This window comes from Serratia sp. NPDC078593 (genome assembly GCF_050268245.1).
GTDB lineage: Bacteria > Pseudomonadota > Gammaproteobacteria > Enterobacterales > Enterobacteriaceae > JBNNGK01.
This window is the reverse complement of record NZ_JBNNGK010000006.1, coordinates 63647-88196: the sequence shown is the minus strand read 5'-3', so window position 1 is coordinate 88196 and position 24550 is coordinate 63647. Positions and strand designations below refer to the sequence as shown.

Below are 24550 nucleotides of genomic sequence, written 5' to 3'. Positions count from 1 at the left end.
GCAACTTCCCAAATGACCGGACGTCGCGCTTGAATCTCAGCGGGAGTGATCGGCTAATGCTAAAACTCAACCACGAGACCGTACGGTGTCTTGACGTGGGCGATGTGCTTTTCGCCCGTGGCTGGATCAAATGCCGCGATTTCCTGCCATTCGAGGGGAAACTTGTTCTTCCAGTAGCGGTGCCACTTGGCTTCACTTTTCCACCAAGGGTTGCATAGGGGGGGGCTTAAGTGACCAGTGCCAGACTTTGACGTCCTACACTTGGCGACCATGCCGCCACCACAGCTCGGGCAGGTTCCCTTGAGCTTTGGTTGAGCCTCTACGCGCTTTTCATTCACAACCGCCAATCTCACGTTTCGCCCCGTCTTTTGATGTGGAGATAATGCCAGTCTTGCCCTCGAATCCACTCCCTTTACCGTCGGTCATATGCTATGGTACAGCTTAAGCGATAGTTAGTAATCGATAATAATTCTTCCATAATAACAAGGCGTTGCATAATCGGGCGGGGGCAAACCATATGCATCTTCACTCTCTGGCGTTTAAGAATTTTCGTAGGTTGAAAGATGCGCGTATCGAGTTTGCGAACGACCTGACCATATTTGTTGGAGCTAACAATAGCGGAAAGACATCAGCAACTCACGCAGTAGACCTGTTCTTGTCCGGCTCTAAAGACAAGTTCACTGTCAATGATTTCAGCGCAGATTGCTGGCCGGCCTTTGAAAATTTCCCGGCGGAAGATGCGGTTGAGCAAGCCCACGAATTCCCGGCAATAACTCTTGATGTGTGGATAAGCGTTGATCCGGATAATCTCTACCGGGTCGTGGATCTCCTGCCCAGAGCCGCATGGGAAGGTGCACTCGTCGGTGTCCGGATTGAGTTTACCGTGAAGGACGCGGCCCAAACGCTGGCCAGCTACCGGAAGATGGCGACCGAGGCTGCGAAGTTCGCCCAGAATAAGGCTGAGCATGGCGCAGATTACAAACCTTGGCCTCGCAACATGCGCGACTACCTCGCGCGCGAGCTGAAGAATGAATACGGCCTGCGCTATTTCATTCTCGACGAAGCGTCGCTATCCCCCGCTAACGTTGGCGAGACGTACACGCCGAAAGAGATCCTGGGAGACACCGAGCGAACGGGACACTCAATCATCAATTCGCTGATTAAGGTGGACTTCCTGAGCGCTCAACGACACTTGAGCGACGGTAACTCACAAGCTCGAACCGAGGACTTGTCCAAGCGGCTCAGCCGTTTCTACACTCGCAACCAGAGCAAGCGCGAAGACGACCACAACGCCCTGCGCGCGTTGGCGCTCTCTGAAGAACAACTGACGAAGCATTTTTCGGATGTGTTCAAGGACACGTTCAAATCGCTGCGCAAGCTCGGTTATCCCGGCCTTTCCAACCCTGCACTGGAGATCCGCGCAGCCCTGCGGCTGGAGCGACTGATGGGCGATCAACAGGCCAAAGTTCACTACCTACTCGAAGAAGCGACTGGTGGCGTAGAAGCCCTGTCTCTCCCCGACAGCTACAACGGGTTGGGTTTTAAAAACCTCATCTACATGGGCGTCGAACTTCTCGACCTCCACGCTGCGTGGTCGGTCACAGAGGAAGGCGAGGAAGGAAAACGCCAGCCAATCCACCTGATGTTTATCGAGGAGCCGGAGGCGCACATGCACGCGCAACTCCAGCAGGCCTTCGTTCGCAAGCTCACCGAACTCATCCCGTCCGAAGGGGCGGACGGTTACGACACGCAGTTCGTGATCACGACGCATTCCCCGCACATCCTGTACGAGCGGGGCTTCAAACCGATCCGCTATTTCCGCCGTTCGGCCGAAATCGGTTCCAAGCAATGCTCTTCTGTTTTCAACCTCTCAGCCTTCTACGAGAGCAACAAGGACGACCGGGATTTCCTCCAGCGATATATGAAGCTGATGCATTGTGACCTCTTCTTCGCTGACGGCGCAATCCTTGTTGAGGGTAACGTCGAGCGCCTCGTACTTCCGTTGATGATTGGTCACGGTGCTAAGAAGCTGAACGCGGCTTATCTCAGTATTCTTGAGGTCGGTGGTGCTTTCGCCTTTCGTTTCCAGAAGCTGATTGAGTTTCTCGGCTTGCCGACCCTGATCGTGACAGATCTCGACAGCGTGTACCCGCCCAAACCTAAGAAGACTGCTGACGCCGCTGCCCAAGACGATAACGACGCTGGCGATGACGAGGACGATGATCTCGACGATGAGGCCGCGGCTGAAGGGGATGAGCCGAAGCCAAGCTCAAAATGCCCTGCAGGAACGGCTGGAGCTGTTACGGCAAACCAGACCCTTCGCCAGTGGCTCCCTGGCAAGATACTGATTGAAGACCTTCTGGCCGCAACGCCTGAAAGTAAGCTGCAAGCGCCGCAAAACGGCTCGGGTGCGCATGTGATGGTGACGTATCAGTGCCCTGTAACCGTGAAGTGGGGAGAGGAAACTGCTGAGCTGAAGAGCCGAACCCTCGAAGAGGCCTTCGCCTATGAAAACCTTGAGTGGTGCCAGAAGAAGGAGCACCGCGATCTGAAGCTGAGATGGAGCAAGGCGGGAACGATGCCGCTGGCCGACCTTGCTTCGAAAATCCATACTCGCGTCAAAGGCCAGCATTTCAAGAAAACCAACTTCGCCTTGGGCCTGTTAGCTAGCAGCGACGCGACGTGGGTCGTCCCTACTTACATCCAGCAGGGCTTAGACTGGCTGACGCAGCACGTCACAATCGTAGAAGAGGTGTCGGATGGCACGGCTGAAGTAGTCGGTGTCGATGACGCTCCTGTCCAACCTCAAGATGTTCAGGTGGATCAATGACCAGCCGTGCGGGAAAGCCGGATACGCCGGCTGATATTGAACTGAGAACCTTGCTAGACGATGATGCTTCTACTGGGTTCGTGATGGTTTCAGGTGCAGGGTCGGGCAAAACGACCTCGATCGTCAAAGCGCTCGATCATCTTCTCAAAACACGAGGCCCCGCTCTACGAGCGCAGTCCAAAAAGATTGCCTGCATTACTTACACAGAAGTCGCGGTCGGCGAGATTTGGGGTGATGTCGGCAACAACCAGCTGTTCCACGTGTCCACAATCCACAGCTTCCTCTGGGCGGCCGTGAAGCCGTTTCAGAGCGACATCGCAGACTGGGTCGGACGTCGGCTCGACAAGAAAATCACCGACACTGAAACTAAGATTGAAGGCTTCACGAACAAGACGCGGGCATCGACGCGAGAACGTAAACACGCCGACCTAGAGCGGTATCGAGCCCAAAAGCTCACGATCGGTGATGTGAAACGCTTCACCTACGGTGTCGGGAGCGACTACCCGAATGGCATTCTGGGGCATGGCGACGTTATCAAGCTTTCGACCGAGCTGATCCGGGATCTGCCGGTTATCGCCAAGGTCGTTGGGCAGAAGTATCCCTTCATCTTTGTCGATGAGAGTCAGGACACCGATCCGGATGTTGTTGCGGCATTAAAGGCGATCTCAGCTTTGCTCGGTAATAAGTTTTGCCTCGGGTTCATTGGTGATCCGATGCAAAAAATTTACATGTCCGGGGCCGGCGTCATAGCCCCTCTAGACGGTTGGAAACTTATTGAGAAGCCTGAAAATTTTCGCTGCCCCGTCGCAGTCCTGGATGTGATCAATCAAATCCGCGCGGGCGCTGACGGTCTTGCTCAGACCGGAGGCAAAACGAAAGAGGTCGGAGGCGCACGCGTTCCGGTCCAAGGTTCCGCGAAGCTGCTCGTGGTGTCCAAGGCCGACCGTACCCAGAGCCTTACCGAGGCGCGACAGTGGCTAGCCCATCACAATAACGACCCCCTTTGGCTTAGCGATGAAGCTGACGCTGACGTAAAGGTCTTGGTGATTGCCCATCGAATGGCAGCCAACCGCCTTGGCTTCGGCTCCCTTTACGAAGCCTTCCACGACAAAACGTCTGACGGTTTCAAAGACGGGTTCGATGACGGCACACATTGGTCTGTCGCCCCTTTGTTGAAGCTGCTGGCCCCCTTGATGCTGGCCAATGTCGATGACGATCAATTCGAGGTTATGAGCCTTCTGCGTCGCCATGCGCCTTTTTTGCAGCGCGAGTACATGCAGGCGAACGCCGTGCCCGGCATTTTGAAGGATATGGATACTCGAGTGAAGGCGCTCGCGCAGATCTGCGGAGAGTCTTCAGCAACTCCTGCATTCGCTGCGTTCGAACACCTGCGAGATGGAGGCATGTTTAAGCTGGATGAACGCATCCTAGCGGCAATGGCCGAATACGATGCTGCGGTTCCATCGGCTGAGAGCGGCAACCATGCCGCTTTGGTGAAGCTCCTTCACACGCCGATCCGGCAACTATGGGGCTATCGTCGCTACATTGAGGAACAGTCGCCGTTTGAAACGCATCAGGGGGTAAAGGGGGCTGAGTTCAACCGGGTCCTCGCGATCCTCGATGACGAAGAAGGTCGCCATAACCAGTTCCATTACGGGAAGTATTTCGGAATAACGCCTCTCTCCGACACGGACGAGCAGAATATCCGGGATGGCAACGAAACGACGATTATGCGCACCCGTCGACTTCTGTATGTCTGCTGTTCTAGAGCTGGCGAGGATCTGGGAGTCGTGTTTTTTGCGGATGATCCTGCGCAGGCTCATGCTGCCATCATCGCGTCGGGTCTCTTCCCCGCTCAGGACGTGATCAATCTTGCCGCGTCCTAGTCTGTTACAGGCCTACCGCCCGGTCAGAAGGGCTATCGACGTGTGGTGCCTAGGAGGTCTTTCCGCGTCCTCGTTCGGTGAGATGTCGAATATCCGCTATTGGTCTGATGTGCCGTTCGACAAATCGCGAGGGCACGACTGAAATGTCTCAGATCCAGTCATGCTTCCAACGTCCGATTGTAGTCGTGGCTAATTTGTTTTGTTTCACGATAGGGAGCGCCGACGGGGCCTTAGCTCCAGGTATGGTACTAATCATGGTGTTGGTGACTGATTTGTTTGTAAATAACTGATAAATAAGGTTATGATGTTCTTGTCAACAATCGAGTGGGAATGATTTAACGTCTGGCAACAGCCTGCACGTAAAAGCAGTAAAGTACCGCTAAGCCCGCGTAACTGCGGGCTTTTTTGTTTTTGTATCTGGCACTTTCTGGCAGCTGTTAGCAACGGGAAGCACTTTTTTTTCAATGAAATTTTTGATGTCACCTTCTGGTTTCGGATTCAGGTTAGAAAAAGGATATATTTCAATCATATGACTGACAAACATAGTCCGTTAGGTTCGCTATGAGTGAATAAAAGAAAAATGAGATCTTACCGGTGAGGAGGAGCGAATATTTTTGCTTTTAGTTACTCGGAAAATAATTTTATTAGCTCATTAAAGAGTTGTGTTAATAACTGCGTAATTTCATTTAGGAAAAATCCAGATGCACTTGATAAAAATGTTGAATTTATCGTTACTTTAAAGCCTGTGATGAAAAATAAACGGAAAAGCCAAAAGCATCACACCTTGGTTGCGGTAAGGTAGAAAAATGAAAGGTAGGGGGAGCGCCAAGAAGATTAGAATATCCCATTTAATAAACTATCCATCAACTCAACAGGTTAATACAGACTAAAAATAGCTTGCAAGCTGTTAGTCATACACGCTAAACCTTCCCATATCGGTTTCTTGCTGATTATAAAAAACAATTTAAAGTTATGAATCTAAATCATATAAAAGGCTGAGTTTTACGAAAAATAAGAAACATAGGGATTTTTTAATAAATAAAAACAAGTGTTTCCGCTCTATTGTGAGATTGATTTAACTCATTTCAACCAGTTTGTGTTTGACTTATTCTTTAAAATGGTGTCCTTATATTGTTGAAAAACCATTTATTAAAGAGGGAGTAAACATGAGAGATAAGATAACAGAAGCTATTTTAAACCATAAAGTTATTCACGGAATAAAATGGAAGGATGTAGCAGACGAAATAGGCTGTTCCAAAGAGTGGACTGCGGCCGCATGCCTAGGGAATATGAAGTTCAGTGCGGCTCAGGCAGAAAAAATAAAAAATATCTTTCATCTGGATGATGAGGCGATGGCATTGCTGCAACAGGTACCCGTTCGCGGACAACAGACTGAATCGGTGAAACACGATCCCCTTATTTACAGGTGGCATGAAATAATTACCGTTTATGGACCCGCCATCAAAGAAATCATCCAGGAAGAGTTCGGGGATGGGATCATGAGTGCGGTCGATTTTACGATGGATATCAGAAAAACAGTGTCCCCTAAAGGCGACAGAGTTGAAGTCACTTTCTCCGGTAAATTCCTTCCCTACAATGAGTTCTGAGGGGTTTTAAGGCGTTTGCTGCCGTTAAACGATAGGTATGCGAAATACGGCAGCACGTCTTATCGTAAAGAATGCCTTACAAATTACTGAGCTTTAAATCACTTAGGCAACAACTCACATAACTTTGCAGACAAATTTGGTTCATGCTTTAATTAAAAAAGTATTATTAATCATGATGATATATTGTGTCTTGGCTATGCTGCGCGTTTATTAACGTCCAATATCGAGGTTTGCTGCTTTTTTGTTAAAAATAGGTTGCCATTTTTGTGTTAGGCGATCTAATGTATTTCCTTGCTCTTGGATAGTGGAACTGTCAATGGGCGTCAGGCGTGAAGCATCTTTATCTCTTTTAGGACTGGGAAAGTGCTATGACTGCAAAGATACACATAGGCTTACTGACAATAGCGCTGTTCATAGGAACGTTCGCTGTTAACATTCAGACTCCTTTGTACGGCGTTTATGCAGCCAAAAGTGGCGTAGGTGCCACCGCAGTCACGCTGGCCTTTGCTGCTTATGTTGCTGGCCTGATGCCTACTCTGCTTTTTCTGGGGGGGTTATCCGATCGGATTGGAAGGAGAATACCTGTCGCTGCATCACTGGTCCTCGCCGTGCTGGCAACGGCTCTGTTGGTGATGTCCCCGAGTTGGATAAGCCTCTTTTTTGCGAGAGTTCTGCTGGGGATCGGCACCGGTTTAATCACTACCGCCGGTACAGCCTACATGGCTGAAATTATGAAGGGCGATACGTCGCACCGCGCCCCGCTTATTGTCACTTCTGCAACGTCACTCGGATTCGGGAGTGGGGCACTAGCGACGAGCATCAGTCTTAACATTCAGGGGGATACTCTGCTTCCTGCAAGTTTCATTATCTTTTTCATCATTGCAGGCTCCGTTATTCTTTTAATGAAAGCCATGCCTCCATCATTAAGACGGAGAGACGTCTCTCTTTTCAGGCTTCCATTTTACCCACAAAACACCGGTATATACGGCCTCGCTATGGCCGCCGCATGGGCAACGACCGGTATGATTATCGCCGTTGTTCCGCTGGAGCTTAAACAGCTTAACCTCAGTGAATACAGTGGATTAGTGGTATTTCTTGCGATATTCATCGGGTTTCTCTGCCAACCAATAGCGAAAAAGTGCAGTAATGAAAACTCACTTTTTACTGGCATGATCATGACGGCAGCAGGATTTCTTGTCATCCTGGCAGGTGTATGGAATGCCTCTATTTCTCTGATTCTGATTGGTACCGGCATCACGAGTGCTTCAAGCTACGGGTTCACCTATCTGTCATCGCTTTCTGCTTTTACGTTGATGGCCCAGAATGAAAAAGCCAGGGCAACGGCCGGTTTATTTGTTTATGCGTATGTGGGTTTCTCGCTACCCGTTATTGCCAGTGGTGCGTTGGCCGACAGATATGGCCTTGAGCCGGCCCTTACTGCTTTTTCAGCATTTCAGGTTTTGTCTGTAATTTTAATTCTGCTGCTCATGAAAAGAAATAAAATCAAGTCACGGTATCGGGAAATCCGAAGTTAGTGTTTTTGCCTGGCATGATTATCTCTCGTTTCAGAAATAGTTATCGTGAAAAGTCAAACACCGAAATCTCCTGCTCTCTTGAACAGGAGGAAACTATAGATACGCGCCGGTTTGGCTATAAAATAAATAGTTTCCTTGAAGGAATAGATAAGGGAAAACGCTGAGATGACTGATATGAATTGCGCATCAAAAAAGATCGCACTTATCACGGGTGCAAATAAGGGGATTGGGTTTGAGACAGCCCGACAGCTTGCTGAAAAAGGAATGACTGTCATTTTAGGGGGGCGTGATTTAAAGGCTGTCAAGATTGCCGCAGAAAAGATATTAAGCATGGGGTATGCGGCTGATTACATTCTTCTCGATATTACTTCCTCTGAGCATATTCATGCCGCCTTAGACACTATTAATGAAAAATATGGTCGTCTTGATATTTTGGTAAACAATGCTGCCATAAGAATTGAACATTATGGCCTGAATCCTTCAGAACAGCCCATGCAAAAATGGCGGGATACATTTAATACGAATCTTTTCGGTATGGTTGAGTTAACCGTAGCATTACTGCCGCTGATAAAAAAATCGAATGCTGGTCGGATTGTCAATGTATCGAGTCTGCTGGCTTCAATAACAACGCATACCGATCAGGACTCCTACGCCTATAGCCCGATGTTTAAATCTTTACCCGCTTATAGCGCAGCGAAAAGCGCAGTGAACTCTTGGACCATTCATCTCGCATATGAACTCAGGGATACGGTGATCAAGGTCAACGCCGTGCATCCGGGATATACTATCACGGACATGAATGACGGTGCCGGAGATTTGGACGTATCAGCCGGGGCGTTGACCAGTGTGCAAATGGCCACGCTGGATAACAGCGGTCCGAGCGGCACATTCACGCATATGGGAAATACGATAGGGTGGTAAATCAATAACTGCTTGAGTGATCCACTCGGAAATCCGACCTGACAAGCCTTCCGAAGGCTTAATGACGACGAAAGGATTGTAAATGCCAACGATTGCACTGGTGACCGACGCTGAAAGTTTAGCCAATGATTATGACATGCCACTGCTTATTGAGGCTTGCAAAGATGTAGGCTTGGAAGCAGAGGTTGTCAGATGGGACGATGAAGAGGTTAACTGGGAAAATTACACTTCAGTTATCTTGAGATCGCCCTGGAGTTACGTTGAGCGCCTAGAGGACTTCATCTTGTGGAGCGAGAAAATTTCAGCAATCACAGCGCTCTTTAATCCTCTTGCTGTTATTAAATGGGGACTTAATAAAACTTATTTACTTGATTTACGTGATAAAGGAGTCAGTATTGTTCCGAGTAGGCTAATCAGAGCCGGTCATCGAGACATTACAGCAGAGATAAGTGACTTTATCGAGCAGCAACGTAATCCGTCTGAAGTGGTCATCAAACCCGTTGTTGGCGCTTACTCACGCGGTGTTCGCAGGTTCCGCACGGAAGATTCGGATTCAGCCATATCATATATCCGTGAGCAGCATTCCGAAGGGAACGATGTTTTAATTCAACCTTACCTTCCTTCAATAGATGTAAACGGGGAGACCGACCTCGTCTTTTTTAACGGCATATACAGCCATGCCATACGCAAAAGCGCTTTACTTCAGCAGGACGGTACGGTCAGAGAACCTCTGCAGGAATTCCGAAGAGAGCGGCAGCCCAGTGAAGCAGAGCTTCGTCTGGCGAGTTCAGCAGTCAACGCTGTGGAAGAAATATTCCAACTAGAAAAACCACTGCTCTATGCACGAATCGATCTGATACTGGACGATGACAATCAGCCGGTTGTTCTGGAAATGGAAATCTGTGAACCCTCTCTCAATCTGCCTTTTTCTTCGGGTAGTGCTTTGCGTTTCGCTGAGGCAATAAAAAAACGGCTAGCTGAATAACACATTTTCTACAGATGGTGGCTGGTTGCACTTTTATTTTTGTCGCCAGACGATCGGCTACCATTCACGGTGAGGTTTGGTGTACACAGCTCAATTTTCAGTGCGCAGGATATCGAACCCCCTGCGTCCCTGGCATACAGCGTTCAATGACGACTTGCGGCAGACTGACACGTTAAAAAAATCAAATGTAATTAACAGGTATATAGTGGACGTTTGCCAGATGGATCGGAGAACCCGTTTGCAGTCTTGGGGTTTAATCTTGCTTCAAGTTATATCAATGATGTAATAAGCAAAGATGTAACTTGAAGCAAGGAGGGGTATATAGTGTCTGGCTGAACAACGCCTCTTAAGGCGTCGGTGCTGCAGCTTCTGCCAGATTAATCACTCTTTCCGCCGAAGCAATTGTCGATGGCCGGTGTGCCACAATAATACGAGTGACATTCAGATCGGAAATGGACTTGTTGATGATTGATTCATTATCCAAATCCAAATGACTGGTTGCTTCATCCATAAAGATAATATTAGGTTTTCTGTATAAGGCTCGTGCAATCAACAGACGCTGCTTTTGCCCGCCGGATAGGCCAGATCCTAGTTCACCGATCAGCGTTTCATATCCCATCGACATTTTCATGATTTCATCATGCATGTTGCAGTAAGTTGAGCATGAGACGATCAGATCATAATCTGGTGTCAAATCAAAGCCTGAGATATTGTCGGCAATCGAGCCAGAGAACAGTTTATCGTCTTGTAAAACACACGATATGCATTCACGGTAGTTATCTAAACCGATTTTATGTATATCCATCCCCTCAATTTGCACGGTACCTTGGGTAGGCGAGAGTAATCCTGCCATAACTTTGAGTAAGGTTGTTTTACCAATGCCTGATGGGCCGACGATGGCGACGCTTGAGCCAGCTTCAACTCTAAAACTTAATTTATCAAATACCGGTTTCGGGGCGCCATCATATTGATAACTTAATTCTTTAATCTCAAAAGAAACAGGTTGTTCAGACTCGAAAATTTTCCTTAGTGGTACTTCAGGTTCTGGGTCAGTAAATGCAATATCTGAAATCCTTTCATTATGCAATGACAGAACACGTAATTGGAGCAATAAGTCTACCAAGCTTGCTGAACGCTGCGAAAATTGCCCACGGTAAGCATTAAATGCAATAAACATACCGAGTGACATATTGTTATCAATTACCATTAGTGCACCTAACCACAAAATGGTGATCTGATCTAGCGATGAGATAAAAGTATTAAGCCCACCCACCATCATATTGAAGCGCGTCAATCTAATGTTGGTATTGGTAGCATCAACGTTTAGATTTAACCAGAACCCTGAACGTCGTTTATGTAAACCCAGTGCTTTGATCGCAGAGATGCCGTAGAGCGTTTCCATAAAATGTGAGTTAGCCTTGGCATCTTTAACGATTTTCTCTTCGGTCATGCGACGATAAAAATCGTAAGTGACGATACGTATAAAGGCATAACAAACGGTAAATCCGATCACCACCCAGGATAACCAATCACCATAGAAGAACATCATGACGATCAGGCCAATAGTCATAATGCCATCAATCAGGCCACCAATAATATTATTGGTGAAGGTATTTCTGATGACTTCTAATGACGAGAAGCGTGACTGAATATCGCCTAAGTGCCGCTTTTCAAAGAAGGATAGCGGTAATCGCATTAGGTGATCAAAGAATGATGCTTTCCACTGTAGATCGATCATGCTGCCGGTCACTAACGATATCCAGCCGCGTATCATACTGATAAAGGCATGGAATATAAGAAAGAACAGCAGTCCGATACAAATAACCGACAATAAATTATTATCTTTAGCCTGAATAACGTGGTCGGTCACTAGCTGTGTACCGACCGGTAGCAGGAGGTTGACGGTTTCGATCACCACTGACAGGAAGAAGATCTTGGTTAAAATGCCTTTGATGCCGCTGATGCTTTTAACCAGATCCAGCAGTTTGACTTTGCTTTTTAAAGTGGCTTTAGTGAACTGGCTATTAGGCCATAATTCCAGAGCGACACCGGTAAAATGCTGGGACATTTCCTTGATGCCAATGACGCGCTTGCCACTTGCTGGATCATGAATGACAAAAGATGAGCGGCGTACTGCAACCAATACCACGAAGTGGCTCATGTCCCAGTGCAGTATGCAGGGAAGTTTCAGTTCTTTAATTTCATCAAGATCTAAGGTTAACGCCCGGCTATTTAGGTTAACCATCGTAGAGGCTTGCACCAGCGTATTCAGCGTTGCGCCTTGGCTCGACACGCTGAATTTATGGCGTAAGTTGTATAAGTCTATATTTAGACCATAATAACCACAAATCATAGCCAAACACGCGAGACTACATTCAGATGTTTCCGTCTGAAGTATTTGCGGTACGCGTTTGATCAGGCCGAAACTCAGCTTCTGAGAAATGAAACCAAATACATCATTACTCATCGATTTTCCCCGTTACGCTATTTTTAATTCCATAAAACGGAACAAACATCCATTGATACAAGGGGCGCTCTTCAAGGAACACGATGGCATTTGCTTTTAATCCGCTTGATAAATGCATTTCTTTTCCTTTATCACTGAACTCCGTGTTTTTTACTGCTACTAAAACTTTATAATAGTTATCTTTGACCATCCCATTATTATTTAATGCAGGGATGTTGTATTCTGATATTTCTTGGTTTGATACAGGAATACTGGAAATTGATTCAATTTTACCAGGGAATTGACCAAATTTCTCTGATGGAAATGCATCATAACGAATATTGATGCTGTCACCCTGTTTAATATAAGGCAAACTGTTGTTTGGAACCCAAATCACCAAGTAGTATTTGACATCGGTTGTTGGCCTGATTTGTGCCAAGCTGCTACCAACGTTGACCATTTGGCCTGGCGTTACGCTCAGTGATTCAACCAGCCCCGTTATTTGTGCGCTGACAATTGTCGTATCATCGGCATCATATTCTATTATTTTTCTTTTTAAATCATGCAGTTGATATTCATACTCTGCTATTTTATTTTCATACTCAGAAGATTGAGTCAGGATTTCGCTTTGCAACTTTGAAATTTGCAAACCTTCCTGAATACTTTGGCTATTCAGGCCTTGGTACCCATTCTGCTGTTGATAGAATAGGAATCGCTGGTTATTTAGCTGATCTTTGGTGATCAGACCTTTCTTGCGATATTCCTCATAACTGGCCATGCCTGCACGCATGTTCTTCACGCCCTCACGTGCACTGGCCACAAGTTTCTTTGTCTCTTCGTGTGATTCGACATATTGTTCTAGTTGGCTTTGCAAGTTGAGTATCGTGATTTTTTTAGATTTTTTTAATTTAGTGATAATTGAGTCAATATTGGCAATCTGCTTGTCTAACGCCTCTTTTCTTTCTGCATTGACATTACCAGACAGCGTCATTCTAGCTACGCTGACCTCATAAAGTGGATCACCTTTATTAACTTTATCACCCAATGCAACATACGCTTTTTTGACATAACCTTGCATGGGGGAGTAAATATTGATGGAGTGCGGGTAGGTTATTATTTCTCCGCTAACGTCAATTCTTCGGGTGTATTCTAAATAGTAAACCAAAAGGAATAATGTTATTACGAATAGGCTGGATAAAAATGCAACCATCCATGCAGGAGCACCATTTTTTAATAAAACCTTTCCTTTCCATTTCTGTTTTTGGTTTTCAATGAATTCCCGACGATAAATACCTTTTCTTTCCATAGAATGCTTATTATTTATATAGATAAGAGCAAATCCAGTATCAGCTCGGATTTGCTCTTATAATAATGTTCTCATCCACCTCTAATCGAGATGATTACAAAAAATGGATGATTAAATACCAGCAGAGATAACGTCAAACTGGCTTCAATGTAACATCAATTAAAGGTAACGACCTTCGTTGAAACCTTTAACTACATTGAATACGAAGTCGGTGAATACTTTAGCACCGCTAATAAAGCCATTAGTGATGCTACCGATGATAGTATTACCAGCATTGTTCATGTCTTTACCGATACCACCAAACAAGCCACCGCTCAGTGAGCCAAACATATCGCTCAGGAAACCAGCGCCAGAAACTTCGTGCATTTCTACTTTAGATAATTCTCTCATAGCTATTCCTTACTGAAATTTTATTTATGAAGTGAATGCTTTGGTGCTATCTTATTATAATAAGATTATTTGCACTCAGTACGTTCTACAGGTTTGCTTTTTGAGGTCACGACGCCGAATTTATCAACGCAACCAACCGTTACATAACAAACTTCTTTGCCTTCAACAATGCTCAGATTGTGGCTAACTTCACAGCCCATTGCGCCACCCAATACTTGCATAGCGACATTTTTTTCAATCTTTTTCATATTAATATCCTTATTAATTATATCTATAAGTCTAAATAGACAACAGATAGTGAAATAACTTATTCTTTTGGCGGAGTAACTGGATTAGCTGGGGCAGCTGGTTTAAATGCATTATTGAAGATTTTACCGATGTTATCGAAGAAACCCATACCCATACCAATGATAGAGCCAATGCTGTTACCAATGTTACCAGCAATATTGCCAATCATACCAGCAACGGTATTGACAGCAAGATCGGTCACTTTACCCAGTGTACCGAAGATATCACCGATCAAGCCAGCACCTGAAACTTCTTGCATTTCTACTTTAGATAACTCTCTCATAAATACTCCATTTTTTACTGATAGATGTGTGTCATTACATGACGATAATCCATGAATTGAATTTTACAACTCATGGACGATTTCTACAGGAGATAGTCACTACAACTTAGGATAAACACTTAACTGCCGGTGAATATTACACTCATTGTTGATGGATTATAAATAGGTTGTGCAATTCAAATGGGAATTTAAGGATAATTCTCAACTTATCACCGAAGTTATTTAATAAAAGTCCCAAAAATACTTTATTTTTATCAAGGTGTGATGAGTTTACAGTAATTATTACGTATTAATACACGGCATAATAAGGCTTTTTTTTATTTTTCATGGGTGAATATCAACATTAATTATCAAAATAATTTATATTTTTGCATGATGTGATAATCTTATCTGTATAGGTTGGCGATTGTGTGTAATAAATAATAAGAGTGATAGCGCTATTTGGTAAGGTAATATTTTCCTAATTATCTATGTGGGGATAATTTAACCGAAGAAAGTGGATGTGGCTATTAGCCCCTTTTGTGATATATGATTGTAGCTAGCAATACGATAAATCTATCATATTCAAAAGACTCGGGGTGCCCGATAGGGCTGAGATTTTACCCGTATTACCTGATCTGGATTATGCCAGCGTAGGGAAGTCTCGATACCCAACCGGTATCTGCCTTCTTAAACGCCGGTTGGGAGGATTATGATCGCTCGACCTGATATTTTACCCAGCGCTTGTGCTGCGGCCAGCTTCAACCTATTCAAACACCATTCTCCATTGATTCATTGCTTGACGAACGACGTGGTTCAGGCTTTGACAGCTAACGTCTTGCTGGCGTTAGGCGCGTCACCGGCTATGGTGACTGAACCGAGCGAAGCCGCGCAATTTAGCCGTATCGCCGATGGTCTATTAGTGAATATCGGTACGTTAACCGCCTCGCGTGCTGAATCCATGTTGGCGGCGATTGAAGCTGCTAATCAGAGTAATAAACCGTGGGTATTGGATCCGGTTGCCGTGGATGGGTTGACTTACCGTACTGATTTTGCGAGGCGTATATTGATGTTGCGGCCAGCTGCAATCCGTGGCAATGCGTCTGAAATTATGGCATTGAGTGGATTACAAGGTGGTGGGCGCGGTGTCGATAGCACTACCGACTCACGGATCGCGTTGCCTGCTGCATATCAATTGGCACAAACCAGTGGTGCCGTAGTTGCGGTGACCGGTTCGGTGGATTATGTGACCGACGGCAAACGCAGTTGGGCGATCCCCGGAGGCGATCGTCTGATGACTCGCGTTGTCGGTACAGGGTGTGCGTTGTCGGCGGTGGTAGCCGCATTTAGTTGCCTGCCGGGTGAGCGAATGGGGCACGTGGCTACTGCGTGTCGCGTAATGTCGTTATGCGGTGAACGCGCGAGTCAGCAGGCTGAAGGTCCTGGTAGTTTTATTCCGGTGTTTCTTGATGCGTTGTACCAGTTGAAAGCAGGGGCGCTGCAATGAAAAGAATCAATGCGTTAACCATTGCGGGCACCGATCCGAGCGGTGGTGCCGGTATTCAAGCCGACCTCAAGACATTTTCGGCGTTGGGGGCTTATGGTACCAGTGTGATCACCGCGTTAGTGGCGCAAAATACGTGCGGTGTGCAATCGGTTTATCATATTGAACCGGCGTTTGTGGCTGCACAGTTAGATTCTGTCTTGAGCGATGTACGTATTGATAGTGCCAAAATCGGTATGCTGGCAAACGCAGACATCGTACGCGCGGTGGCGGAGCGTCTGCACTATTATCAACCGCCGTTTGTGGTGCTAGATACGGTGATGTTAGCTAAAAGCGGCGATCCGTTGCTGGCGCCAGACGCCGTCGAATCGATTCGTTGCGAACTCTTGCCGCGGGTGTCGCTGATTACGCCAAACCTGCCGGAAGCCGCGGCTCTGTTGGCCTGCCCAGAGGCGAAAAATGAGCTACAGATGCGCGAGCAAGGCCGTGCATTATTGGCGATGGGCTGTCAGGCGGTATTAATGAAAGGAGGGCACTTGAGCGAGAGTGAAAGTCCTGATTGGTTATTCACGGCTGAGTTCGAGCTGCGTTTCACTGCGCCCCGTGTTGCGACGCGGCATACGCATGGCACCGGTTGCACGCTGTCGGCGGCGTTAGCCGCCTTGCGCCCACGCCATGATAATTGGGCGGATACGCTGGCGGCGGCCAAAGACTACTTGCAACGCGCGTTACAGCAGGCGGAGAGCCTGGAAGTGGGCCAAGGGATTGGGCCGGTACATCATTTCCACGCGTGGTGGTGAGACTCCTGTAAAGGCTGACAACATAATGGCAGCTTACGGCAACCATCATGCTGGGAACCGCAGCGATACATTGCGAATCAAATCGGTTTGCTTGACGACAACACGCGAACGGCTTGCCGCGGGAGCACCCCTTGGGGCACTAGGCTCGAGTATCTTTGGTTCAATGGTAACGCAGTCATCAACCTTAGTTAGGTATTTCGTCGGGGCATCGCCATCATGCCCCGGCGCCTCACGTAACCGGCGATAATTAACCAATGCCAGCTTGATGCAAATCATGCAGGTTGATGGCACCGACCAATCGGCCATCAATATCTACCACGGGGGCGGCGCTGATATGCTGTTCATGCAGCGCTTCTAAGGCTTCTCCTGCGCGCCACTGCGCCGGTAAACGATAGCCGGGCCGAGTGATCGCTGGGCTCAAGGCGTCATTCAGGCTATGGCCCTCTACCAACCAGCGCCGCAGGTCACCGTCGGTAAAAACGCCCACCACGTTTTGCTGTTCATTGCACACGGCCACCAGCCCCAACCCGGTACGGCTCAGTTCCAACATTGCATCCATCACATTGGCGCTTTCAGCAACGGCTGGCAGTCTATCGCCGGTTCGCATCAGGTGGTGCACCCGATTCAGTAGGCGCGCACCCAAGCTACCACCGGGATGTGAACGAGCGAAATCCTCGGCATTAAATCCGCGTTGGCGCATTAATGCCATCGCCAACGCATCGCCGATCATTAACGTATTGACCGCGCTAGAGGTGGGGGCTAGTCCCATCGGGCAAGCTTCGCGCTCGACGCTAATATCCAGCACGCATTCGGCCGCCAAAGCCAACGGTGACGTTTTACCGCCGGTGATGGCAATCACTGGAATAGGGTTTTCTGCCAATAATGGCAGGATCAGATCCAATTCTTTGGCGTGGCCAGAATAGGAAATAAAGATCATCACATCATCTTTGCTAATCATCCCAAGATCGCCGTGCAGCGCTTCTGCCGGATGCACGAAGAACGCCGGTGTGCCGGTGCTGGCCAGTGATGCCGCAATCTTTTTACCGATGTGGCCTGATTTGCCGATGCCGGAAACCACGGCTTTCCCGCGACAATTTAGCAGCAGTTCGCAGGCGCAAACAAAGTTGTCGTCCAGCCGTGCCAATAGACGCTGTGCTTCGGTAAGTTCAATTTCCAGGGTTTCACGGGCGAAATTAAGCAGGGCGGTGGCGTTACTCATCGGTGTCTCCTACCAGAATAATATTGATGCCTTTGGCTTGCAGTGCGGCGAGATAATCCGGATGGATATCGTTATCGGTGATCAGCGTGTCGACTGCGGCCAGTTCACACACCACGTTCGGGCTTTTGCGGCCAAATTTGCTGGAGTCTACCAGCAGAATAATGCGCCCGGCGGCTTCGCACATCGCTTTGCTGACGTTGTGAACCTCATTAAAGGTTGTCACGCCGGCATTGAGGTCAACGCCGTCTGCACCAATAAATAATTTATCAAAACTAAACTGATGAAAGGCCGATTCCGCCAGGCTACCGTGAAACGACGCCGATTTTTTGCGGTAAGTCCCGCCAGGCATCAAAATGGTTTGGTCATTATCCAACTCCACTAATGCGTTGACGATATGCAGACTGTTTGTCATGACCGTAATGTTATTGAACTGCGCTAAATGCGGCACCATTTGCAAGACGGTGCTGCCCGCATCGAATATCAACGAGTCGCCGTCGTCGATCAATTTAATGGCGGCGTAGGCGATCTGGCGCTTCTTCTCGGTATTAATGTGGGTTTTACGATCGATCGGTTGATCGCCGTCATCGCGGCTGAGCACCACGCCGCCATAAGTGCGGATCACCTCACCTTCGTCTTCTAACAGGGTGAGATCTTTACGGATAGTGGTGCCGGTGGTGGAAAAGTGTTGTGCAAGGGCATCCACGGCGGTTTTGCCATGCCGCTGTAGATATTCAAGGATAGCGGCCTGCCGCTGCTTTGGTTTCATCGCGATTCCTGTTCACAAGATAGGCACATTACTCTCAGTAAATAATTCAATATGAAAGGTAATGTCTTTTACTGTGAAAATATCATGATTCTGCGGCAATCGCTAACGATAGTGCAACTTGGCTGGCGCGATCCTCGGGGAAGATCACATCCGGCAGTAAATCACGGCGATGTAAACCGTGCAGATGTTTCAGTGGTTTTGGTTGGGCAAAAACGGTCAGGCCGCGCATCATCATGCTGCCACACACGCGTTGTTGTGCATCGAACGCCAGTGCCAGCACCACTCGGGGCTTAAAGCGGCCGCCGGAGCGGCCAATCCCAACCGGCCCCAGTTGGCATAACTGGTCAAAAGCGCGATTAAAGCGCTGAATCTGCCACCAGCCGCAGGCTATTTGCCCCAACCAAGCGAGGACGGCAAGAGTAATCAATGCACTGGTCATACGGTTCCTCATCTAATTGCTACCCTTCATACTTCACGTTGCTTGGGTGTGGGCTGCCTTCCTTCACCCTGGTCACATAGTTGGCTATGCTCCCAGGGAGTCATTCAGTTGCCGCCTACAAGCAACTCGAAATATCTTGGGTATATATACCATTGGGCACACGGTGGGCGCCCAGTAAATTAACGTTAAAACATCACCTGGCCGCCGGTGATATTGATGGATTGGCCGGTGCAGTAACTCGCTTTGTTACTGGCGTAGAACAGTAGGGTATTCAGTACGTCCTGATAGTCGCAACCCCGCTTCAGCGGCACTTTATCGATGTAGTATTTTTCGACTTCGTCGGGCTGGATGCCTAGCTTCTCGGCGTATTGTGGCAACAGCGATTGGAACATCGGTGATTTCAGCAGGTTGCCCAGCATCAGTGAATGCACGGTGATGCCATATTCCGCCAAATCCAGCGCCAGCGATTGCGTCAGCCCGACACCGCCGAATTTGGCCGCGCTGTAACCGGAGTTATGTTTACTGCCGACTTTACCGGACTTGGAGTTGATCTGAATGATGCGGCCAGCTATGGCGTCGCGGATCATCAGGCGTGAAAACTCACGGGCACAGAGGAAATATCCCACCAGATTAACCTGGAGTGAACGGTCAAAATCGCCAAGCGCGAAGTCGATAATCGGCGCAGCCTTGGCGATACCGGCGCTGTAGACCAGCAAATGCGTACCGCCGAAGGCGTTGTCGACCGCATTGGCCAGCGCAATCACGCTTTCTTCATCGGTGGCATCGACCTGCAAGCCAACGGCACGGCCGCTGCCGAACTCCTGATTAATTTGCTGGGCTACCTGATACGCGTTATCGGCGTTCAGATCGGCCACCGCCACGCGGTATCCTGCCGCTGCCAAACCCTTACTTAAAAAAGCACCTAACGTTTGGCCGCCGCCAATCACTACGGCTACTTCAGACATGGTTAACTCCTTATGCGATAAATTTTAGTGTGCTGCCTAACGGGATATCGTCTGGCGTGCTGCCGGAAACGTGGATCGAACCGGGGAATTCCGCCTGCACTTCGCCGTCGAAACGTACGGTAATGTGGCCTAATTCACGTAAGTTTTGGGTGGCGACGCTGCCAACGGCGGTGATCGGGTAACGCCGTTCTGCCAGTTCAAATAGACCGCCGGCTTGCAGTTCCCCCGTGGTGTCGCCGTGTTGATGAATGAAACAAAATTCTGCTATATCGGCAGGTGCGCCTTGGCGAAAGGTGATCAGCATGTTGTCTTGTAACGCTTCGCGTGCGCAGTCACCGATGTGAGTAATGGTGGTTTGGAAAATGACATTCATAGCGAACCCCTGGAATAGGAAAATAAACGTATGTGTTACTGATAAATGAAAGCGGAGGCCGCCCAGGCGATTAAGACCGTCGGGGCACCGGTAAGAAAGCGGCCAACCAGCACCGAGGGCACACCCACGCGCACCGTGTCCTGTTTGGCTTCTGCCAGCGACAGGCCAACGGGGATAAAATCACAGGCGGCCTGCGCGTTAATTGCAAATAGCGCGGGCAACGCCAATTGGGGAGGAATATGGCCGAGGCCGATTTGTACGCCGACCAGCACGCCGATGACCTGTGCGATCACCGCGCCGGGGCCAAGGAATGGCGAAAGCAGGGGAAAGGAGCAAATCAACGCCAGCGTTACTAAGCCGACAGGGCTATTGGCTAACGGTGTTAAACCATGAGCAATAAAGTCACCGAGCCCGGATGCCATGATGATGCCGATCAGTGCCGACACGAAGGCCATAAACGGTAAAATGGTCTTTAGCACCGTATCAATGGTGTCGCGTCCGGCCTGAAAGAAGACGGCGACTACCGAGCCCATTCCCATACCAACCTTAGCCAGCAAACCGTCACTCTGTTCGGTGATTTTTTTACTGGTATCGTAATCGCGCGTTTTAGCCGTGCTTGGGGCGTTTGGTTCCGCAAGAGGTGCTGCGGCGGCTGCGTGATCGATCAGATGGATATTATTTTCGCGTACCCCAGAAACGTAAATATCTTCGACAATAAATTGGGCTAGTGGGCCAGATTGGCCTGTTGCATGGATATTAACGGTTGGAATGCGGCGTTTCGGGTAAAGGCCACAGCGTAAGGTGCCGCCACAATCGATCACCGCTACGGCGATCTCTTCTGCGGGGGGCTCACCCTCTTTAAAACCGTCAACGGCCTGCCAGCCGGTCAGTTCACTGATGCGATCAACGATGGCTGGCCGCGTGCCCGCGGTGATGTAAACGATTTTTTTGCCTGCTTCGATGGGTAATTCCAATGGGCCACCCCAACCGCTGGCACCTTTCTCAATGCGAATATAAGCGCTCATGATGCTCTCCCGAATTAAAGTTGAACCTGACGATCCAGGCGAATACCCATCTTGCGTTCGAATAGGCTGGTGGTCAGATCGGTTACCCAGCCACGGAAAAAGTTAGTGAACAAACCGACTAGGAAGTAGCTCACGGCCAGCGGGCCGAGCGGCAACCCCAGCGTAGTCAGGCCACTGGCGATACCAAGATAAACAAACAATTCGCCGGGGTTGATGTGCGGGAACAAACCGTTCATGGAATGACAGCTGTAGGAAGCGGCAGCGTAATAGCTAGTTTTATATTTTTCCGGCATGAATCGGCCGAGGCTCAGCGTCATTGGGTTGCAAAACACGAAGGTACCGATCAGCGGTAACAACAAATAACGCGAAACTGGGTTACCTGCGCAGCGCTGTGCCAGGCGTTCGATACGTTGCTGGCCAACGAATTTGATCAGGGCATTCATAATAATTAACAAGCTGATTAATAGCGGTAAAATACCGGTGACCATACCGACAAATACCTCTCCGCCTTTCTGGAATAGGCCGATGAACCATTCGGCTCCGTGAGTGATGTACTCAATCATTATTTTTCTCCTGTAATGGGTGCGATGGCCCGGAGCAAAACCTGTCTCTGTTGCCATTGGCCTTACAGTAATCACTTTATCGACAATATTGTTTTATATAGATCACATTTTGAAAGATAAATCTTTTAATGTGAAAGTTAAAATCGAAAGAAAAGTAATATTGAAAGGAGTGTGGGGGGACGAAAAGAGAAAAGTCGGTGATTTGGCCTGCTGCTCATGTTGTCATCGCTCCGCCAACAATGCGCCCACTCATCTCGTCGGGAGACTGCTGCGCCCGTCAACATCACTATGGCGTGATGTGGACGGCGTATTTGCTACCGGTAGTTAAGCAATGAGCCAATGTTGTCATCGCTCCGCCAACAATGCGCCCACTCATCTCGTCGGGAGACTGCTGCGCCGGTCAACATCACTTTGGTGTGATGTGGGGGCGTGTTCGCTACCGTTAATTAAGCAATGAGCCAATGTTGTCAGTGTTCTGCCGACAAGACTCTCACTCACCTTGTAGGGGCGTAGCCTGCTGCGCCCGTCAACATCACTATGGCGTGATGTTGGGGCGTGTTCGCTACCGGTAATTAAGCGATGAGCCAATGTTGTCAGTGTTCTGCCGACAAGGCTCTCACTCACCTTGTAGGGGCGTAGCCTGCTGCGCCGGTCAACATCACTTTGGCGTGATGGGGGCGGCGTATTTGCTACCGGTAATTAAGCAATGAGCCAATGTTGTCAGTGTTCTGCCGACAAGACTCTCACTCACCTTGTAGGGGCGTAGCCTGCTGCGCCGGTCAACATCACTTTGGTGTGATGTGGGGGCGTGTTCGCTACCATTAATTAAGCAATGAGCCAATGTTGTCAGTGTTCTGCCGACAAGACTCTCACTCACCTTGTAGGGGCGTAGCCTGCTGCGCCCGTCAACATCACTATGGCGTGATGGGGGCGGCGTATTTGCCCCCAATGCGTTAATAGCGTGGTTATAAAACGCAGCGAATGATTCCCACCGGCAACAAAACCAGGCAGATAAGATTAAATTGGGGCGGGCGAAAAAGGTGAAAAGGATAGGGCAGTGTCGCTCAAATTTAACCGAGCGGCACTGCGGCGAAAGCCTAGTCAGCCAGAGAGAAATGACTGCGCGAAGTTAAGCGACGGTGACATTTTTATCCAGATAGGTATCCTGCACGGCGTTGATCAACGCGATACCGTCTTTCATGGATTTTTTAAACGCCTTGCGACCCAGAATCAAACCCATGCCGCCAGCACGTTTGTTGATCACGGCGGTACGTACCGATTCTTGCAGATCGTTCTCACCGGCAGCACCGCCAGAGTTAATCAAACCGGCGCGCCCCATATAACAGTTTGCTAACTGATAACGCACTAAATCGATCGGGTGGTCGGTGGTGAGTTGGTCATAGACGCGATCGTCGGTATAACCGAAGTTAACGGCACGGTAGCCGCCGTTATTTTCCGCCATTTTTTGCTTCACAATATCGGCGCCAATGGTCGCGGCAATGTGATTAGCTTGCCCGGTTAAATCTGCACTTGCGTGATAATCAACGCCGTCTTTTTTGAATGCCGGGTTGCGCAGATAAGCCCACAGAACGGTGACCATCCCTAACTCATGCGCCCGTTCAAAGGCCATCGAAATTTCTTCAATTTGTCGGCGAGACTGCTCTGAACCGAAATAAATGGTGGCGCCAACCGCTACCGCTCCCATATTAAAGGCTTGCTCAACGCTGGCGTACAGCGTTTGATCATATTGCGTTGGATAACTGAGCGTTTCGTTATGGTTGAGTTTGACCAAAAAGGGGATTTTGTGCGCATAACGGCGTGATACCGCCGCCAGCACGCCGTAAGTTGAGGCTACGCAGTTACAACCGGCCTCAATTGCCAGTTCAACGATATTTTTAGGATCAAAGTACAACGGGTTAGCGGCGAAAGACGCGCCAGCGGAGTGCTCAATTCCTTGATCGACCGGCAAAATTGACAGGTAACCAGTGCCAGCCAAGCGGCCATGATTAAACAGCGTTTGCATGGAACGCAGTACGCTGTTGGGGCGGTTATTGTCGAGCATCACCCGATCGACAAAGTCGGCACCTGGCAAATAGAGATTTTCTACAGGAATGGTGGTACAGCGGTGTTGCAACAGGTCTTCCGCTTCTTTACCTAACAACTGTGCAATATCAGTCATGATTAACTCCCGTTAAAGCTTCCTCATACGCTGGTAAGTCGAGGTCACTGACCACCGGCAGAGTGAAAAAGCGGTGATTGAAGCCGAGATACTAATAAAATCATGATGGCAAGGAGAAACAATAGATGCGATAGCGGGAATATGACTTCCTGTGCTTACGGTGCTGTGTTGGATAACAACTACGCCATGACCTACCTACCATACAAGTATGATTTGGCATTTTTGCCGGAAAGGATCACTGCTTGGTGTTTGGTGTTTAGA

The 24550-nt window shown here is 48.5% G+C and carries 21 protein-coding genes and 1 riboswitch; of the genes, 8 read left to right on the top strand and 13 right to left on the bottom strand.

Going from position 1 to position 24550, the window contains the following annotated elements:
• The first annotated feature begins 517 nt into the window (after window positions 1–517).
• The 6 genes from ACQKDS_RS09060 (at window position 518) to ACQKDS_RS09035 (ending at window position 9764) form a co-directional block, all read left to right on the top strand.
• Window positions 518–2830: an ATP-dependent nuclease gene (locus ACQKDS_RS09060; RefSeq protein WP_399668931.1), complete on the top strand. Its 2313-nt coding sequence runs from the start codon at window positions 518–520 to the stop codon at window positions 2828–2830.
• On the top strand, window positions 2827–4716 hold the full coding sequence (locus tag ACQKDS_RS09055) for a UvrD-helicase domain-containing protein (protein WP_399668928.1): 1890 nt from the start codon (window positions 2827–2829) through the stop codon (window positions 4714–4716). Before ACQKDS_RS09060 ends, ACQKDS_RS09055 begins: the two co-directional genes overlap by 4 nt.
• Before the next feature lie 1166 nt (window positions 4717–5882).
• Window positions 5883–6323: a cyanase gene (cynS, locus tag ACQKDS_RS09050; RefSeq protein ID WP_399668925.1), complete on the top strand. Its 441-nt coding sequence runs from the start codon at window positions 5883–5885 to the stop codon at window positions 6321–6323.
• Window positions 6324–6691: 368 nt separating this feature from the next.
• Window positions 6692–7858 carry an MFS transporter gene (locus tag ACQKDS_RS09045; protein ID WP_399668922.1) on the top strand — a complete coding sequence of 389 codons (1167 nt, stop codon included), beginning with the start codon at window positions 6692–6694 and terminating at the stop codon, window positions 7856–7858.
• A 165-nt stretch (window positions 7859–8023) separates the two neighbouring features.
• Complete coding sequence (locus ACQKDS_RS09040; RefSeq protein WP_399668919.1) at window positions 8024–8779, top strand: SDR family oxidoreductase; 756 nt, start codon at window positions 8024–8026, stop codon at window positions 8777–8779.
• 82 nt (window positions 8780–8861) lie between these two features.
• Window positions 8862–9764: a RimK family alpha-L-glutamate ligase gene (locus ACQKDS_RS09035; protein ID WP_399668916.1), complete on the top strand. Its 903-nt coding sequence runs from the start codon at window positions 8862–8864 to the stop codon at window positions 9762–9764.
• A gap of 346 nt (window positions 9765–10110) precedes the next feature.
• Here the strand turns inward: ACQKDS_RS09035 and ACQKDS_RS09030 are convergent, their stop codons facing one another.
• From ACQKDS_RS09030 to ACQKDS_RS09010, 5 genes are all read right to left on the bottom strand, one after another.
• Complete coding sequence (locus ACQKDS_RS09030) at window positions 10111–12231, bottom strand: peptidase domain-containing ABC transporter (protein WP_399668912.1); 2121 nt, start codon at window positions 12229–12231, stop codon at window positions 10111–10113.
• On the bottom strand, window positions 12224–13516 hold the full coding sequence (locus ACQKDS_RS09025; RefSeq protein WP_399668909.1) for an HlyD family secretion protein: 1293 nt from the start codon (window positions 13514–13516) through the stop codon (window positions 12224–12226). Before ACQKDS_RS09025 ends, ACQKDS_RS09030 begins: the two co-directional genes overlap by 8 nt.
• Before the next feature lie 159 nt (window positions 13517–13675).
• On the bottom strand, window positions 13676–13906 hold the full coding sequence (locus tag ACQKDS_RS09020; protein WP_399668906.1) for a hypothetical protein: 231 nt from the start codon (window positions 13904–13906) through the stop codon (window positions 13676–13678).
• A gap of 65 nt (window positions 13907–13971) precedes the next feature.
• Window positions 13972–14154, bottom strand: coding sequence for a hypothetical protein (locus ACQKDS_RS09015; RefSeq protein WP_399668903.1), 183 nt, complete (start codon window positions 14152–14154; stop codon window positions 13972–13974).
• 59 nt (window positions 14155–14213) lie between these two features.
• Window positions 14214–14477 (bottom strand): hypothetical protein, encoded by a 264-nt coding sequence (locus ACQKDS_RS09010; protein ID WP_399668900.1) that lies wholly within the window; start codon window positions 14475–14477, stop codon window positions 14214–14216.
• 564 nt (window positions 14478–15041) lie between these two features.
• A riboswitch (TPP riboswitch) is annotated at window positions 15042–15133 on the top strand.
• Window positions 15134–15168: 35 nt separating this feature from the next.
• Between ACQKDS_RS09010 and thiM the strand changes: the two genes are divergently transcribed.
• On the top strand, window positions 15169–15963 hold the full coding sequence (thiM, locus tag ACQKDS_RS09005) for a hydroxyethylthiazole kinase (RefSeq protein WP_399668897.1): 795 nt from the start codon (window positions 15169–15171) through the stop codon (window positions 15961–15963).
• Window positions 15960–16760 carry a bifunctional hydroxymethylpyrimidine kinase/phosphomethylpyrimidine kinase gene (gene thiD, locus ACQKDS_RS09000; RefSeq protein ID WP_399668894.1) on the top strand — a complete coding sequence of 267 codons (801 nt, stop codon included), beginning with the start codon at window positions 15960–15962 and terminating at the stop codon, window positions 16758–16760. Before thiM ends, thiD begins: the two co-directional genes overlap by 4 nt.
• Window positions 16761–17007: 247 nt before the next feature.
• Here the strand turns inward: thiD and gutQ are convergent, their stop codons facing one another.
• From gutQ to fbaB, 8 genes are all read right to left on the bottom strand, one after another.
• On the bottom strand, window positions 17008–17979 hold the full coding sequence (gene gutQ / locus ACQKDS_RS08995; RefSeq protein ID WP_399668891.1) for an arabinose-5-phosphate isomerase GutQ: 972 nt from the start codon (window positions 17977–17979) through the stop codon (window positions 17008–17010).
• Window positions 17972–18745, bottom strand: coding sequence for a glucitol operon DNA-binding transcriptional repressor SrlR (gene srlR / locus ACQKDS_RS08990; protein WP_399668888.1), 774 nt, complete (start codon window positions 18743–18745; stop codon window positions 17972–17974). The genes gutQ and srlR overlap by 8 nt, the downstream gene beginning before the upstream one ends.
• An 82-nt stretch (window positions 18746–18827) precedes the next feature.
• Complete coding sequence (gutM, locus tag ACQKDS_RS08985) at window positions 18828–19184, bottom strand: transcriptional regulator GutM (protein ID WP_399668885.1); 357 nt, start codon at window positions 19182–19184, stop codon at window positions 18828–18830.
• Between the two features lie 185 nt (window positions 19185–19369).
• On the bottom strand, window positions 19370–20149 hold the full coding sequence (gene srlD, locus ACQKDS_RS08980; protein ID WP_399668882.1) for a sorbitol-6-phosphate dehydrogenase: 780 nt from the start codon (window positions 20147–20149) through the stop codon (window positions 19370–19372).
• 10 nt (window positions 20150–20159) lie between these two features.
• Window positions 20160–20522, bottom strand: a complete 363-nt coding sequence (gene srlB / locus ACQKDS_RS08975; RefSeq protein WP_399668879.1) for a PTS glucitol/sorbitol transporter subunit IIA — start codon at window positions 20520–20522, stop codon at window positions 20160–20162.
• Window positions 20523–20557: 35 nt separating this feature from the next.
• The gene (gene srlE, locus ACQKDS_RS08970) at window positions 20558–21547 is read right to left on the bottom strand and encodes a PTS glucitol/sorbitol transporter subunit IIB (RefSeq protein ID WP_399668876.1); all 990 of its coding nucleotides are present in this window, start codon (window positions 21545–21547) and stop codon (window positions 20558–20560) included.
• A 14-nt stretch (window positions 21548–21561) separates the two neighbouring features.
• Window positions 21562–22110 (bottom strand): PTS glucitol/sorbitol transporter subunit IIC, encoded by a 549-nt coding sequence (gene srlA, locus ACQKDS_RS08965; protein ID WP_399668873.1) that lies wholly within the window; start codon window positions 22108–22110, stop codon window positions 21562–21564.
• Between the two features lie 1129 nt (window positions 22111–23239).
• Window positions 23240–24289 (bottom strand): class I fructose-bisphosphate aldolase, encoded by a 1050-nt coding sequence (fbaB, locus tag ACQKDS_RS08960; protein ID WP_399668870.1) that lies wholly within the window; start codon window positions 24287–24289, stop codon window positions 23240–23242.
• Window positions 24290–24550: the final 261 nt, after the last annotated feature.